This is a genomic window from Streptomonospora mangrovi, from assembly GCF_027604915.1.
Taxonomy (GTDB): domain Bacteria; phylum Actinomycetota; class Actinomycetes; order Streptosporangiales; family Streptosporangiaceae; genus Streptomonospora; species Streptomonospora mangrovi.
The window spans coordinates 1-15,506 of record NZ_JAJAQC010000071.1; the positions used below are offsets into that span (position 1 = coordinate 1).

At 76.9% G+C, this 15,506-nt stretch carries 6 protein-coding genes; all 6 read right to left on the minus strand.

Features of this window, described 5'->3' with window-relative positions; genetic code table 11:
• Nucleotides 1-10,919 (minus strand): type I polyketide synthase (locus LG943_RS25590; protein ID WP_270074937.1); only part of this gene is annotated, 10,919 nt, incomplete at its 3' end.
• Between the two features lie 584 nt (nucleotides 10,920-11,503).
• A complete protein-coding gene (locus tag LG943_RS25595; protein WP_270071028.1) occupies nucleotides 11,504-12,766 on the minus strand; it encodes a styrene monooxygenase/indole monooxygenase family protein in 1,263 nt (420 codons plus the stop codon).
• A gap of 62 nt (nucleotides 12,767-12,828) precedes the next feature.
• Nucleotides 12,829-13,386 carry a GTP-binding protein gene (locus tag LG943_RS25600; RefSeq protein ID WP_270071029.1) on the minus strand — a complete coding sequence of 186 codons (558 nt, stop codon included), beginning with the start codon at nucleotides 13,384-13,386 and terminating at the stop codon, nucleotides 12,829-12,831.
• Nucleotides 13,387-13,399: 13 nt separating this feature from the next.
• Nucleotides 13,400-13,759, minus strand: a complete 360-nt coding sequence (locus tag LG943_RS25605; RefSeq protein ID WP_179770277.1) for a DUF742 domain-containing protein — start codon at nucleotides 13,757-13,759, stop codon at nucleotides 13,400-13,402.
• 52 nt (nucleotides 13,760-13,811) lie between these two features.
• Nucleotides 13,812-14,237: a roadblock/LC7 domain-containing protein gene (locus LG943_RS25610; RefSeq protein ID WP_270071030.1), complete on the minus strand. Its 426-nt coding sequence runs from the start codon at nucleotides 14,235-14,237 to the stop codon at nucleotides 13,812-13,814.
• A 106-nt stretch (nucleotides 14,238-14,343) separates the two neighbouring features.
• Nucleotides 14,344-15,506 (minus strand): sensor histidine kinase (locus tag LG943_RS25615; RefSeq protein ID WP_270074938.1); only part of this gene is annotated, 1,163 nt, incomplete at its 5' end.

The following is a 15,506-nucleotide window of genomic DNA, read 5'->3' on the forward strand; positions in this document are numbered from 1 at the left end:
GCGTCGAACAGGTCCAGCGCCCGGACCGTGGGCATCGGCACGAGCCCGCAGCGCCGCACCCGCGCGGTCCCGGCGGCGCCGAGCCGCCCGGTCAGCCCGCTGCGCTCGGCCCACAGGCCCCACGCCAGCGACGTCGCGGGCAGGCCGCGCGCGCGGCGGTGGTGGGCGAGGCCGTCGAGGAAGGCGTTTGCGGCGGCGTAGTTGGCCTGGCCCGGCGCGCCGAGGACGCCCAGGGCCGAGGAGAACAGCACGAACGCCGCCAGGTCGGCCTCGGCGGTCAGCTCGTGCAGGTGCCAGGCGCCGTCGACCTTGGCGGCCAGCGCCCGGTCCAGGCCCTCGCGGGTCAGCGCGGTGAGGGTGGCGTCGTCCAGCACGCCGGCCGCGTGCACCACCGCCGTCAGCGGCCGGTCGGGCGGGACCGCCGCCAGCAGGGCCGCCACCGCCGCGCGGTCGGCGACGTCGCACGCGCGCACCTCCACCTCGGCGCCCAGCGCGGTCAACTCGGCCATCGCCTCGGCCGCGCCCGGCGCCATGGGGCCGCCGCGCCCGGCCAGCAGCAGCCGCCCGGCGCCGTGCGCGGTGACCAGGTGCCGGGCCAGGCGCACCCCGAGCGTGCCGGTGCCGCCGGTGACCAGCACCGTTCCGGCGGGGTCGAGCGGGCGCGGCGGGATGAGCACGGTCTTGCCCGCCGTGGCGCCCCGCTGGAGGTCGCGCAGCGCCGCCGGGGCGTCGGCGAGGGCGCGCCGGTGCGGGGGCGGCGGCGCGGTGCCGCCCAGGCCGCCGTCTTCGAACAGTGCCAGCACCTCGGCGAGCATCCGGCCGACGTCCTCGGGTGGCAGGTCGGGGAGGCTGTAGGGCAGGTAGCGGCGCCCGGGGTGGGCGGCGGCCACCCGCGCCGGGTCGCGCCGGTCGGTCTTGCCCATCTCCAGGAACCGGCCGCCCTCGGCGAGCAGGCCCAGGGAGGCGTCCACGGCCTCCCCGGCGAGCGCGTTGAGCACCACGTCGACGCCGCGCCCGCCGGTGGCCGCGCGGAAGCGGCCGGCGAACGCGGTGTCGCGGGAGGAGGCGATGTGGTCGTCGTCCAGGCCCATGGCGCGCAGCAGCGGCCATTTGGCGGGCGAGGCGGTGGCGAACACCTCGGCGCCCAGGTGGCGGGCCAGGGCGACGGCGGCGGTGCCCACGCCCCCGGCGGCGGCGTGGACGAGCACGGTCTCGCCGGCGCGCAGGCCGGCGAGGGTGACCAGGCCGTGGTAGGCGGTGAGGTGGACGACGGGCACGGCGGCGGCGCGCTCGAACGACCAGCGCGGGGGGATGCGTACGAGGCGGCGGCGGTCGGCGACGGCGACCGGGCCGAAGGCGGCGTCGAACACACCCAGGACGCGGTCGCCGGGGGCGAGGTCGGCGACGTCGGGCGCGGTCGCGGTGACCACGCCGGCGCCCTCGATGCCCATGCCGGTCTCATCGGGGAGCAGGCCGAGGGCCACGACCACGTCGCGGAAGTTCAGCCCGGCGGCCCGCACGGCGACGCGCACGTGGCCGGGCGGCGGGGGCTCGGCCGCCCAGGGGGCGGGGAGGGGGGCGACGTCGGCGGCGCTGCCTCCGGCCCCGGCCGCCAGGTGCCAGGGGCCGGGCGGGAACGCCAGGGGTGCGGGGGCCGGTGCCACGCGGGGAGTGAGCAGCCGACCGGCGCGCAGCGCCACCTGGGGTTCCCCGGTGGCGACGGCCCGGCGCAGGAGGCGGGGGGAGGGGGTGTGCCCGTCGTCGTCCACCAGGACGAACCGGCCGGGATGCTCGGCCTGCGCACTGCGCAGCAGCCCCCACGCGGGTGCCTGAGCCAGCCCGTCGAGCCGGTCCCGGGGGGTGGCGGCGACCGCCCCCCGGGTGACCAGGACCAGCCGGGAGGCATCGAGCCGGGAGTCGCGCACCCACCACTGCGCGAGGTCAAGCACCCGGCGCGCCACGGCGTGCGCGGCCCGCCGGGGATCGAGGTCGGGCCCGGCACCGCAGTGGACCACCACGGCAGCGGGCGGTGGAAGCCCGCCGTCGAGAGCCAGACGCAGGTCGGCAAGGCCGCGAAAGGCGATGTCGGCGGCGTCGGTCGTGTCGGCACCCTGGTGGAGGCGATCCACTTCGGCGGGGTCGGCGGGTTCGCCGAGGTCAGCGGGCCGGCCACCGTCAACGAAGCCGCCGCGAGGGGCACGGCCGGGGCGGGCATGGTCGGCGGGGACAGCGGGGTCAGCGATCTGGCCGCCCTCGGGTAAGCCGTCACGACGGGGACGGCCGGGGCGGGCACGTTCGGCGTCCTCGGCAACGCCGCCATGACGGGAGCGGCCAGGACCGACAGGATCGGCGCCGTCGACGGGGACGGCGGGGTCGGAGGGCCGGCCTCCCTCGGCCGAGCCGTCGCGACCGGAGCAGGCGGGCGCAGCGGGTTCGGCAGGGCGGCCGTCGGCGGCGAAGCCGCCGCGACGGGAGCGGCCAGCATCGGCAGGCTCGGCGCCCTCGGCGACGCCGCCGCGACGGGAGCGGCCAGCATCGGCAGGCTCGGCGCCCTCGGCGACGCCGCCGCCCAAGGCGAGGGTGGCGGAGCCGTCGTGATGGGGAAGTCCGGAGCGGGCAGGCTCGGCGCCCTCGGCAACGCCGCCGCGACGGGTGCGGCCAGGACCGACAGGATCGGCGCCGTCGACAGGGACAGCGGGGTCGGAGGGCCGGCCTCCCTCGGCCGAGCCGTCGCGACCGGAGCAGGCGGGCGCAGCGGGTTCGGCAGAGCGGCCGTCGGCGGCGAAGCCGCCGCGACGGGAGCGGCCAGCATCGGCAAGCTCGGCGCCCTCGGCGACGCCGCCGCCCAGGACGGAGCCGGCGGAGCCCTGATGATGGAGGCGTCCAGAGTTGGCGCGGTCCCCGGGGCGGGCGCAGTCCGGCGCGTCGGCGGTCATCGTGGCGTCGCCGGGTCCGCCCCACGGTGCGAACCCGGTCACCGCCCTCGCCACGGGGTGCGGCGCGGCCACGACGGCCCAGGGGCCGGACGCGGGCGGCGGGGGGTCCTCCACCTCCCGCCACTCCACGACGTGCAGGTCGGCGGAGGCGGCACCGTCCGGGGCGGCGGGCGGCGGGCGCAGCGTCACCCGCTCGACGGTGGCCACGGGCGCCCCCGAGGGGTCGAGCAGGGTCAGCGCCGCCGCGCTCCCGGCCGGGCCGCCGTCCTGGCGCTCGCGGTCCGCGACGCGGAACAGCACCCGCAGGTCGGTGGCCCCGGCGGCGTGCAGCCGCACCCCACTCCAGACATGCGGCAACCGGGCGCCCTCAGCCGGGTCGGCCAGCAGCAGCGCGTGCAGCGCGGCATCGAGCAGGGCCGGGTGCAGCCCGAAGGCCCCGGCGTCACCGCGCAGCGGCTCGGGCAGCGCCACCTCGGCCGCGAACCCGGAACCGCAGCGCCACAGCGCCGTCAGCCCCCGGAACCCCGGCCCGTACCCGTGCCCGCGCTCCGCCAGCCGCGCATAGCCGTCGGCGAGGTCCACGGACTGCGCACCCGCAGGCGGCCACTCCCCTCCCCCGGTTCCCGAGAAAGGCGGGGCGTCGGGCACGGCGGCGGCGCCGGTGCCCACGGCATCGGCTTCGCCGACGGAGCCGCCACCCGTACGGCGCCGCATCCCGGCCTCGGCGCTCCCCGGCGCGCCGGAGGCGCCGCCGTCGCGGTCCTCCCGTCGACCTCCGGTCCGCCCCCGCCCGGACGCGCCGCCGTCGCTGCCGAGCCCGGCGGCGCCCTGTGCCGGGCTCGCCGCCTTCTCACGACCGGGGAGTCCGCCGACGGCATCCTCGACCGCTGGACGCGACGGGGCAGACGCGTGCCCGGCCGCACCGCCACCCCCATCGCCCCGCGAGCCCTCGGTCGGCCCTTGCCGATTCCCGCCGCCGCCACCGTCGACCGCAGCGGAGCCGCACCCCAAAGCCTCATCTCGGGCGGTAGCCGCCTGGTCGCCGTGCGCCGGGTGCGCCGCCTCTGCGGGTGCGGCGCCTCGGCCGTGCCCCCCGCGCCGACCGCCGGGCGGGGCGCCCTCGGCCCCCGGCGCCTCCGCTTCCGTATCCCGCCCCCCAGGGAAGGCGGTGCCCACGGACGGCCCGGCCTCGGGTCCCACGGCCAGGACGCCCGTGGCGTGGCGCTGCCATGGGTGGGCGGCGTCGTCGGCGTCGGCATCGGGGCGTGAGTGGACGGTGAGGCGGCGGCGGCCGTCCTCGTCGGGTGGCTCCACCGCGACCTGCACGTGGACCGCCGCGCCGCCGTCGTCAGGCCCCGGCAGCTCCAGCGGCTCCTCCAGGACCAGCTCCTCCAGCACCCGGCAGCCCACGTGGTCGCCCGCGCGCACGGCGATCTCGGCGAACGCCGCACCCGGCAGCAGCACCCGGCCGTTGACCGCGTGGTCGGCCAGCCACGGCAGGTCCCGCACCGACACCCGCCCCGTGCACACCGCTCCCCCGCCCTCGGCGAGGTCCACGGCGGCGCCGACGATCGGGTGCCCGGTGCCGCGTTGGCCCAGGTGCGCGGGGTCGGCGGTCTCCTCGGCGGCCGCCAGCCAGTAGCGCCGCCGCTGGAAGGCGTAGGTGGGCAGGCGCACGGCGCCCGCCCGCGCCGCCGCCGGTAGGAACGGGGTCCAGTCGACGTCCGCGCCGCGCACGTGCGCCTGGGCGGCCGAGGTGAGGAACCGGTCGGCGCCCCCGTCGTCGCGGCGCAGCGTGCCCAGGGCCGCGCCCTCGACCCCCGCCTCGGCCAGGCCGTCCTCGACGGCGGCCGTGAGCACGGGGTGCGGCGCGCACTCCACGAACATGCGGTGCCCGGCCCCGGCCAGCGCCCGCACCGCCGCGCCGAAGCGCACGGGTTCGCGCAGGTTGGCGTACCAGTGGCCGGCGTCGAGCGCCGAGCCGTCCACGGGGCCGCCGGTGACCGTGGAGAACAGCGGCACGTCCCCGTCGCGCGGGCTGATCGCGGCCAGGTCGGCGGTGATGCGCTCGCGGGCGGCCGCCACGTGGGGGGTGTGGGAGGCGTAGTCGACGTCGATGGCACGGGCGCGCACCCCCTCGGCCTCGGCGGCCGCGACCAGGCGGGCCACCGCGTCGGGCTCCCCGGCGACGACCGTGGCCGAGGGGCCGTTGACCGCCGCGACGTGCACCGCGCCCGAGCGCACCGCGTCGCGCCGACCGGTGCGCTCGGCGGGCTCGGCGAGGGAGGCCATGGCGCCGCCGCCCACGAGGTCGCGCACGGCGCGGCTGCGCAGGGCCACGACGGCGGCGGCGTCCTCCAGCGACAGCGCGCCCGCCACGCACGCGGCGGCGATCTCGCCCTGGGAGTGCCCCACGGCGGCCGCCGGGACCACGCCCACCGACCGCCACACGTGCGCCAGCCCCACCATGACCGCCCACAGGACCGGCTGCACGACGTCGACCCGCTCCAGCCCGGGGGCGTCGGGGCGGCCCTCCAGCACCGCTGTCAGCGACCAGTCGACGTGGGGGGCCAGCGCCCGTTCGCACTCGGCGACGCATGCGCGGAAGGCGGCGGAGCCGCGCAGCAGGTCGCGGCCCATGCCGGGCCACTGGGAGCCCTGGCCGGGGAAGACGAGGACGGGCCGGGCCGGAAGGTCGGCGCGGCCCCGGACGAGCCGCGCGTCGCCGTCTTCGTCGCGGGCGAGGGCGGCCAGTCCGCCGAGGAAGTCGTCGCGCCCCCGACCGAGGAGCACCGCCCGGTGCGCGAAGCGCGCACGGCCGGTGGCAAGCGCATGCCCGACGTCCACCGCCCGCGCGTCGGGATCCGCCAGCACAGCGGCCCGCAACCGGACGGCCTGGTCCCGCACCGCCTCGGGCGCAGCGGCGGAGACCACCCAGGGCACCAGGTCGGTCGAGAAGGCCACCGGATGCGCGGGGGCGGGGGCGGCGCCGCTGCGGGTTTCGGACGCGCCTGTGGCGGCGTCCGCCGGGGTCTCATCGGCGCCCGCTGTGCGGATGGACGCCACCGAGCTTGGCCGCTCCGCCTCAAGCGCTCCGATCCGGCCGCCGATCTCCCACGCGCGGTCCCGGCCCCGGTCCGCGTGCGGGGCGGCCGTCAGCGTCCCGGCGCTCTCGCCGCCGGCGGACCGCCCGCCTTTCCCCGCTGTGCCACGCGGCCCGGCGCTTGCCGACTCGCAAGCCGCAGAGGCACCGGCCGCACCGGATCCCTCGACTGTCGCGGCGGAAGAGCCGTTGCGCGGGGTCGTGTGCGGCCTCCTTCCGGCGGGTGAGGGCGAGGTGGTGATGCGGGCGGCGGAAGTGGGGTCGTGCGGGTCGCCGGCCGGGAAGTCCCGGGTGTGGGCGGCGGGGGGCTGCTCCAGGATCAGGTGGGCGTTGGTGCCGCTGATACCGAACGACGACACCGCGCCGACCCGGGTTCCGGACACGCCGCTCCACTGACGCGGGCCGCCGGTGACCACGCCCAGGCCCGCACGGTCCCAGTCGACGAGCGGTGACAGCCCCCGCTCCGCGCCGGGCAGGGCCGGTATGACGCCTCGGCCGACGATTCCGACCAGGTTGACCAGCCCCGCAACCCCGGCCGCCGCCTGGGCGTGGGCGATGTTGGCCTTCACCGACCCCACCACAACCCCGCCCGCGCGCCCGTAGACCGCACCTAGCGCACCGGCCTCCACCGGGTCGCCCAGCACCGTCCCCGTGCCGTGGCCCTCCACCACGCCGACGGCCGAGGCGTCCACCCCGGCGTCAGCCAGCGCCGCACGCAGCACCGCCTCCTGCGCACGCCCCGAGGGCGCCGCCAAACCGTTGCTCGCGCCGTCCGAATTCACCGCGCTGCCCCGCACCACCCCCCACACACTCCGGCCCCGCCGCACGGCGTCACTCAGGCGCTCCAGCACCACGATCCCCGCGCCCTCGCCCCAGGCGGTGCCGTCGGCGGCGGCCGTGTACGGCTTGCAGCGGCCGTCCGGCGCGAGCCCGCCCTGGGCACTGAACTCGGTGAACATGCCCGGCGCGGCCATCACCGCGACCCCGCCCGCCAGCGCCAGGTCGCACTCCCCGCGCCGGAGCGCCTGCACCGCCTGGTGCACCGCGACCAGCGACGAGGAGCACGCGGTGTCGACGGTGACAGACGGCCCATTGAGCCCGAGCACGTAGGAGATGCGCCCCGACACCACGCTCACGGTGGTACCGGTGAGCAGGTGGCCCGCCGCGTTGCGGGCCGCCGGGGAGTGCATGCGCGGGCCGTAGTCCTGCGCCGTCGCGCCGACGAACACGCCCACCCGGCCGCCGCGCAGCGCCCCGGGGTCGACGCCCGCCCGCTCCAGGGCCTCCCACGCGGTCTCCAGCGCCAGCCGCTGCTGCGGGTCCATGGCCAGCGCCTCGCGCGGGCTCAGCCCGAAGAACCCGGCGTCGAACAGGTCGGCGTCGTGCAGGAACCCGCCCCGGCCCACCGCCGAGCGCACCGGCCGCTCCGGCCCCTCGTCGCCGCCCGGTCCCCGGCCGAGCAGGGCGGCGATGTCCCAGCCCCGGTTCGCCGGGAACTCCGACGTGCCGTCGCCCTGCGCCTCCGCCAGCCGCCACAGCTCCTCGGGCGACGCCACGCCGCCGGGGAACCGGCACCCGATGCCCACGATCGCCACCGGGTCCGGGCCGGGGCCGGGGCGCGCCGGCTTCGGCGCGGTGGCCCGTGCCGACGAGCCTCCCGCGCCGCCACCGCCGCCACCGCCGTCCCGCAGCCGCTCCACCAGCAGGTCGGGCGTTGGCGCGTCGAACACCAGGGTGGCGGGCAGCGACCGCGCCAGCGCCTCGCCGAGCCGGTCGCGTAGTTCCACCGCCATCACGGAGTCGAACCCCATGTCGTGGAAGCTGCGCCCGGTGTCGACGGCGTCGGCCGACTCGTACCCCAGGATCTCGGCGGTCTGGGACAGCACGAGTTCCCGCAACCGCCGCCGCGCCGCCGCCCCGGCGGCCCCGCTAGAGACACCGTCCGAGCCGACCGCGTTGACCGCCCCGACCGCGCCCGCCCGGCCCTCTACAGCGTGCTCCCCCGCCGAGGCGTCCGGCCCCGCCGTCCCGGCGATGCTCACAGGCGTACCCACGCCGTGGTCCGCGACCGCCGGCCCCGCCGCCGCTCCCCTCGTCCCCCGCGCCGCCGCCTCGGCCCCCTCCTTGCCGGCGGCTCCCTCCTCCTCTGCGGCCAGGGGGAAGGAGCGGTACCGCCACGCGTACGTCGGCAGGTCCACCCGTTCGCCGTCGGTGCCCGGCACCGCGCGCCAGGACAAGTCCACTCCCGCCGTGTACAGCCCCGCCGCGTACTCCGCCGCCGCGCGCTCCTCCGTCTCCGCGCGCGGCCCCGGGACGAACGCCGCGCCCCGCCCGTCCGGGGCCGCCTCCAGGACCGTGCGGGCCAGGGCCGTCAGCGTGCCGCCCGGTCCCAGCTCGCAGAACACCGCCGCCCCGCGCGCCCGCAGGGCCGACACGCAGTCGGCGAAGCGCACCGGCTCCCGCGCCTGGCGCGCCCAGTGGTCGGGTGCGCCCAGCTCCGCCGCCCCCGCGACCTCCCCCGTCAGCCCCGACACCAGCAGCGGCCCCTCCCCCGGACCCACCGCCAGCCCCTCCGCCGCCGCGCGCAGCCCCGCCATCGCGGGCTCCACCAGCGGCGAGTGGAACGCGTGGCTCACCGCGAGCCGCCGCGTGCGCCGCCCCCGCGCGGCCAGGACGCGCGCCACCTCCTCGACCGCCGCCGCCTCCCCCGACACCACCACCGCCTGCGGCCCGTTGACCGCCGCCAGCGCCACCCGGTCGGGTGCCGCCGCCACCAGCTCGCCGACCTCCTGTGCCGACGCCCCAACCGCCGCCATCGCCCCGCCCTCCGGCAGGGCGTCCAGCAGCCGCGCCCGCGCCGCCACCAGCGCGCAGGCGTCGGCCAGCCCCAGCAGCCCGGCCGCGTGCGCCGCGCTGATCTCGCCGACCGAGTGCCCCGCCACCAGCGCCGGGCGCACCCCCCACGACTCCACCAGCCGGTACAGCGCCACCTCCACCGCGAACAGCGCGGGCTGGGTGAACCCGGTGCGGTGCAGCAACGCCGCCTCCGCCGTGCCCTCGGCCGCCCACAGCACCTCACGCAGCGGACGCGGCAGCAGCGGGTCCAGCTCCGCGCACACCGCGTCGAAGGCGGCGGCGAACGCCGGCGCCTCGGCGTGCAGGCGCCGCCCCATCCCCGCGTACTGGGTGCCCTGCCCGGGGAACAGCACGGCCACCGGTCCCGCGACCGCCCGGCCGCGCCGCACACCGGGCGCCCGCGCGCTCCGCTCGACGGCGGCGAGCCCGGTCAGCAGCTCCGCACGCCCTTCGGCCACCACCCCGGCGCGGTGGGCCAGGGGCGTGCGCGTGGCGGCCAGCGAGAACGCGAGGTCGCCGGGCCGCAGCCCCGGGCGCTCCGCCACGTGCCCGCGCAGCCGACCCGCCTGGGCGGCCAGCGCCTCCGCGCTCGCCGCCGAGATCACGAACGCCCGGTGCCGGCCGTCCCACGCGGACTCGGGTTCCGGGGCAGCCGGGCGGGCGCCGCGCGCGGGCGCCCCCTCACCGACCTCCCCCTCCCCGACCTGCGCCTCGCCTGGCTTCTCCTCGCCTGCCTCCTCCGACTTCCACCACGGCGCCGCGACGATGACGTGGCAGTCGGTGCCGCCCATGCCGAACGACGACACCCCCGCCACCGGCGGCCGCCCCGGGTGCGGCCAGGGCTCGGCCGCCACCTGCACCCGCAGGCCCAGCTCGGCCAGCGGGACGCGCGGGTGCGGCGCGGCGAAGTTGAGGCTGGGCACCAGTTCCCCGTGCGCCACCCCCAGCACCGCTTTGAGCAGCCCCGCGATCCCGGCGGCCGCGCCGAGGTGGCCGATGTTGGTCTTGACCGACCCCACCCGCAGCGGGTCGTCCGCCTCGCCCGGGTCTCCCACTGCCCGCGCCGCCCCCATGACCTCGCCCAGCGCCGCCGCCTCCACCGGGTCGCCGGCGCGCGTGCCCGTGCCGTGCAGCTCCACGTAGTCCACCCGACCGGGCGCCAGCCCCGCGTCGCGCAGCGCCCCCCGGATCGCCTCGGCCTGGCCCGCGCGCCCGGGCGCCGCCAGCCCCTCGGTGGCGCCGTCGTGGGCGACCGCGCCGCCCAGCAGCACCGCGTGCACCCGGTCGCCGTCGCGCCGGGCGTCGGCCAGCCGCTTGAGCAGCACCACCGCTGCGCCCTCGCCGCGCGCGTACCCGTTGGCGCGGGCGTCGAAGGTGAAGCACCGGTCGTCGGGCGAGAGCGCCCCGAACAGCTCCTCGCGGCGCGCCGCCGCCGAGGTCAGGTTGAGGTGCACACCTCCGGCCAGCGCCGCGTCGGTCTCGCCCCGGCGCAGGCTCGCCATGGCCAGGTGCACCGCCACCAGCGACGACGACTGCCCGGTGTCGACGGTGATGCTGGGCCCGCGCAGGTCCAGCGCGTGGGACACCCGGTTGGCGACGACCCCCCGGCCGCACCCGGTGAGCGTGCGGCGGGTGGTCCCCCCGGGCGGTTCGGGGGCGTCGCCCATCGTGCCGGCGAACACGCCGGTGCGGCTGCCGCGCAGGGTTTGCGGGGCGATCCGCGCGTCCTCGACCGCCTCCCAGGCCAGGTGCAGCAGCAGCCGCTGGCGCGGGTCCATGGCCGCGGCCTCGACGGGGGCGACGCCGAACGGCTCGGGGTCGAACGCGTCGGCCGCCACGAACCCGCCGTGGTGCCCGCCCGCGCCCGCCGCGCGCCCCGGCGGCGGCGCCGTGATGGCGTCGCGCCCCTCGGCCAGCAGCCGGCGCAGCGCCTGCGGGTGGTCCGCGCCGGGCAGGCGGCAGGCCATGCCCACCACCGCGATCACCGCGGTGTCCCGCGCGCCCTCCGCACGGCGCTGCGCCATGTCACCCCACCCCGCCCATGGTCGGTCGACCGCGCCGCCCGCGGCGGCGCGCCGTGAATTCCTCTTTTCCGCCACCGGATGCGCCGGGAACGCCGCAATTTCGTCCCCGGAATGGCCTCGTCCGCGTCAGCGCGCGGTTACGGCCGGTGGCGCGGCGCTCGGTCAGCCGCGGCCGGCGCGGCCCCGCGCGCGGGCTGCCGCCCCGCCGCGCGTGCGCCCGTGGCGGGCCGGGCACCCCTCGGGGGGAATGCGTCGGGCGGGCTGGTCAGCGTAACGCGCGTCCTGTGCCATATCAGGCCCCGGAGGTAGAGAAGGGGGATCTTGCCGAGCAGCCGCCAAAAGGGATGTTCGCCCCAATGGAAACATGTGTCGCTTTGGCGGCAACAACACAGAGATCGTAACTCCCACCTATAAGCAGAGCAATAGCATTGCGAAATTCACCGGAGGCGAAGATCGTTTTCCGCATTTCTCGCGGAAATCACCCGCCGAGGGAGTAACCAGTGGTACACGAGAGCCGTCCGGCCCGGTTTCCCCGCGTGGGGAGACCGGGCCGGACGGCGTGGTGACGGTGTTTCGGCTGCGCGCTATCGGTGCTTGTTGGCCGCCGCAACCTGGGCGATGTAGGCGCGGGCCTTCACCGGGTCGTACAGCCAGTTCTGGTAGTCCGGCGGGTAGTCCCACCCCTGGATCCAGCGGTCGCCGATCTCCGGGTAGGCCGTGGCGCCGGCCAGCATCTCCGTGAAGTGCTCGGGCAGCGGCTGCTCCCACAGCCCGGAGTTCATCGCCGCCCAGTGCTGCACGGGCAGGCCGTACTCCCAGAACCGCTCGAACGCGTCGGTGAGGAACTTGGCGTCGAAGGGCCGGTCGCCGTGCTCCACGATGCTGGCCAGGTAGCTGCGGGCGCACCGGGTGGAGTGGTTCCAGCCCTGCCCCACGAACGGGTCCATCGTGATCACCACATCGGCGATCCCCAGCACCAGCCCGCCCGAGGGCAGCACGCCCACCGGGTTGCGCACCTGCGGGGTCAGGTGCTCCACCAGCGTGCTGTTGCCGTCGACCAGCGAGGCGTCGCGCACCCGCTCGTAGTAGTCGGGCGCGTACTTGCTGAGCAGGTCGCGCATCCGCCGCCACTGCTCCTCGGGGCGCGGCCGGTCGGGCCAGGCGTCCATCGGGCCGCCGCGCTTGTCGCCGAGGAACAGCGAGTGGCAGGGGCCCTCGGAGGTCAGGAACGGCGTCAGGATCATGTTGCCGGCCTCGGCGGTGGAGGCCGCCCAGCCGATGGTCTCGTCCTCGCCGGGGTCGGCCGCCACGTCGTAGATGTTGGCCTGGGCCACCACGCGCGGGCGCGCCCCGGTGAACCGCCCGGGGTCGGGGTCGAACAGCGCGCCCAGCTCACCGTGGCCCACGGCGACCACGATGAGGTCGAACATCCGGGAGAAGTAGTCGAGGTCGCTGAGGGTGACCCCGTGGATGACCACCTTGCCGCCGGAGTCCTCGAAGTACTCCAGCCAGTCCGCCATCTTCACCCGCCGGTCGATGGAGACCGTGTACTGGTCGGCCCGGCCGGTGCGCCCGGTGAGCTGGATGGGCGGGTCGCCGCCCGGCGGGTAGAGGTGGATCTTGAACTTCTCCACCTGGGGCGCCTGCGCGCTCCAGAAGTCCAGGTGCAGCTCGCGCTCGTACTCCAGCGCGGTGGGGAAGGTGAGCTGCGTGACGGCGGGCCGGCCGGTGCGGATCTCGATGGAGGTCTGCCCGGTGATGACCGTGACGTCGTATCCGTGGTTGAGCAGCCCGTGGGCCAGGTGGAGGCCCGAGTGCCCCGCGCCGACGATGAGGATCTTGCGCATCTAAAGTTTTCCTTCTCGGGAGTGGGCGGGAGGGACCGCCGGGGCGCCCGCCCTCGCGGTGGTCACCCCACGGGCGCGGCGGCGGCGTTGGTCGACAGGGCGTAGCGCAGCAGCGTCTTGAGCACGGTGCCCCCCGAGGACCGGTCGCGCGCGTCGAAGTCGAGGATCGGCACGCTGGGGCTGACCTCCAGCGCCTCGCGCACCTGCTCGGTGGTGTACTCCAACTGGCCGTCGAACCGGTTGAGGGCCACGATGTAGGGGATGCGCCGGTTGGTCTCGAAGTAGTCGACCGCCTCGAAGCTCTCGGCCAGCCGGCGGCAGTCAACCACCACGACCGCGCCCACGGCGCCGCGCACCAGGTCGTCCCACATGAACCAGAACCGGGTCTGGCCGGGCGTGCCGAACATGTACATGATGAGCTGCTGGTCGACCGTGATCCGGCCGAAGTCCATGGCCACCGTCGTGGTGACCTTGTGGGGGGTGGCCGAGATGTCGTCGTGCCCGATGCTCGCCTCGGTCATGACGGCCTCGGTGGTCACCGCCGGGATCTCCGAGACCGAGCCCACCAGCGTGGTCTTGCCCGCTCCGAATCCTCCGGCGATGACGATCTTGGTCGACATCTTGGTCGGGATGTCACTGGAATAGTCGTTCGAGACCACGGAGCGCCCTCTCCAGTACCTGGTTCTCAGACGGGCTGTTGCCCGTGATGGTCGGGTGGATGTAGACGAGACCCAGCTCCGCGAGGTCGCTCAGCAGGACCTGGGCCACCCCCAGCGGGATCTTGAGTTCGGCGGAGACCTCGGCCACCGAGCGCGTCTCCCGGCACAGCACGTAGATGCGCTGCGACTCCGGCATCAGCTTGGCGGGCGGATCGTTGCTGGGATCCGCGGTCGAGACGAGCGTCTGCACCATGAGCGGGTGGCGCGACCGGGTCCGCCCGCCCGTGAAGGTGTAGGGGCGGATGCGCGAACCCCTGCGCTTGCGGTAGCTCATAACTGTGGCAACCTCTTCATGATTCAGCTCCAGCCTGGACGGCCGCCGGCGCCTAGTTCCCGATCACTTCGCGGAGTTCGGAGCGCAACTGCGGAGTGAGCGCGTGCCCGACGTTCTCCACGAGGCGGGTCATCTGGTAGGCGACGATCTTCATGTCGGCCGTGGGCGCGCTGAGCACCGCCAGGCACGAGCCGTCGCTGATCGACATCACGAACAGGTGGCCGTGCTGCATCCGCACGATGAGCTGCTCGCACTCCCCCTTGGCGAACAGCTTGGCCCCGCCCACCGCCAGGCTGTGCATGCCGCTGGCGATGGCGGCCAACTGCTCGGCGTGCTCCTCGGGGAAGTCGCGCGATGAGGTGAGCACCAGGCCGTCGGAGGACACGACGACCGCGTGGTCCACGCCCGGGACGTCGTTGACGAAGTTGGAGATCAGCCAGGCGAAGTTCTCTGCGGTGACGCTCATCTGGTCGTTCATGGCAGTTCCAGCCCCTTGCTAGGCGGATGGGTGACGAGGTCGGCACCGGCGCGGCCGAAGGGGCGGCGCCGCGGCGTGCGGTGTCGGTCGGAGGGTCGGAGCACGCTCACTCCGCGCGGTTGGTGTCGCGGGTGGCGGCGCGCTCGCCCTGGATGAATCCGTCGAGGTCGTCGCGGATGCGCTCGGCTCGGTCGCGGCCCCGGTCGCCGCCGCCCGCCGGGGGCGGAGGGTCCTGGGCCGGGGTGGGCAGCACCCGCAGCGGCGAGGCGTGGGCGGCGCTGCGGCGGGGCAGCCCGGCCGCGGTGACGGCGGAGGTGCCGCCGCTGCGGCGCGGCCCGCCGGGCGGGGGCGCGCCGTGGGCCGCCGGCTGGGGGGCCAGCGCGGGCATCATCCGCGAGGGTCCGGGCACCACGGGCTCGGGCCGGGGGCCGTAGGCCGTGATCAGGTTCGCGGGGATGACCGTGTAGGCGTTGAGGCCGCGGAAGGCCCGCGACTCAAGCTGCACCCGCAGGCCGTGGCGGTGGGCGATCCGGCTGGCCACGTACAGGCCCATGTGCCGGATGACGCGCTTGTCCAGCACCGGGGTGCCGGCCAGGCGGTTGTTGAGGTCGGCGAGCTGCTCGGGCGGGATGCCGATGCCCTCGTCCTCGACCACCAGCAGCAGCCCGCCGTCGGCCATGAGCTGGCCGCTGATGACCACCTGGGAGTGGTCGGGCGAGTGGTTGGTGGCGTTGTCGAGGAGTTCGGCCAGCAGGTGGCTGATGTCGTCGGCGGCCTCGCCGGCGACGTACTTCTCGGGCAGCCGGCCCAGGTGCACCCGGCTGTAGTTCTTGATCTCGGAGGTGGCGGCGCGGGCGACGTCCAGCAGCGCGACCGGCTCCACGCCGGAGTCGTCGCTCTCCTGGTCGGCCAGCACCAGCAGGTTCTCGCCGTTGCGGCGCATGCGCGTGGCGAGGTTGTCGATCTCGAACAGCTTGGCCAGCAGGTCGGGGTCCTCGGTGGAGTCCTCCAGCGCGCCGACGATGTCGAGCAGGGACTCCACCATGGTGAGGTCGCGGACCGCCAGCCCGGCCAGGGCGTCGGTGAGCAGGGCGGGGTCGGGGTCGTGCCCGGAGGCGGGCGGCGGCGCGGCCCCGGCGGCGTGGCGGCCCGAGGGCGCCCCCGACACGTAGGCGGCGCCGGCGTGGGCGCCGTTGTAGACGCTGTAGGCGGGCGCGCCGCGGCCGGGCGCCACCGCGCGGTGCCCCGCCTGCGGGTGGGCGGGGGGTG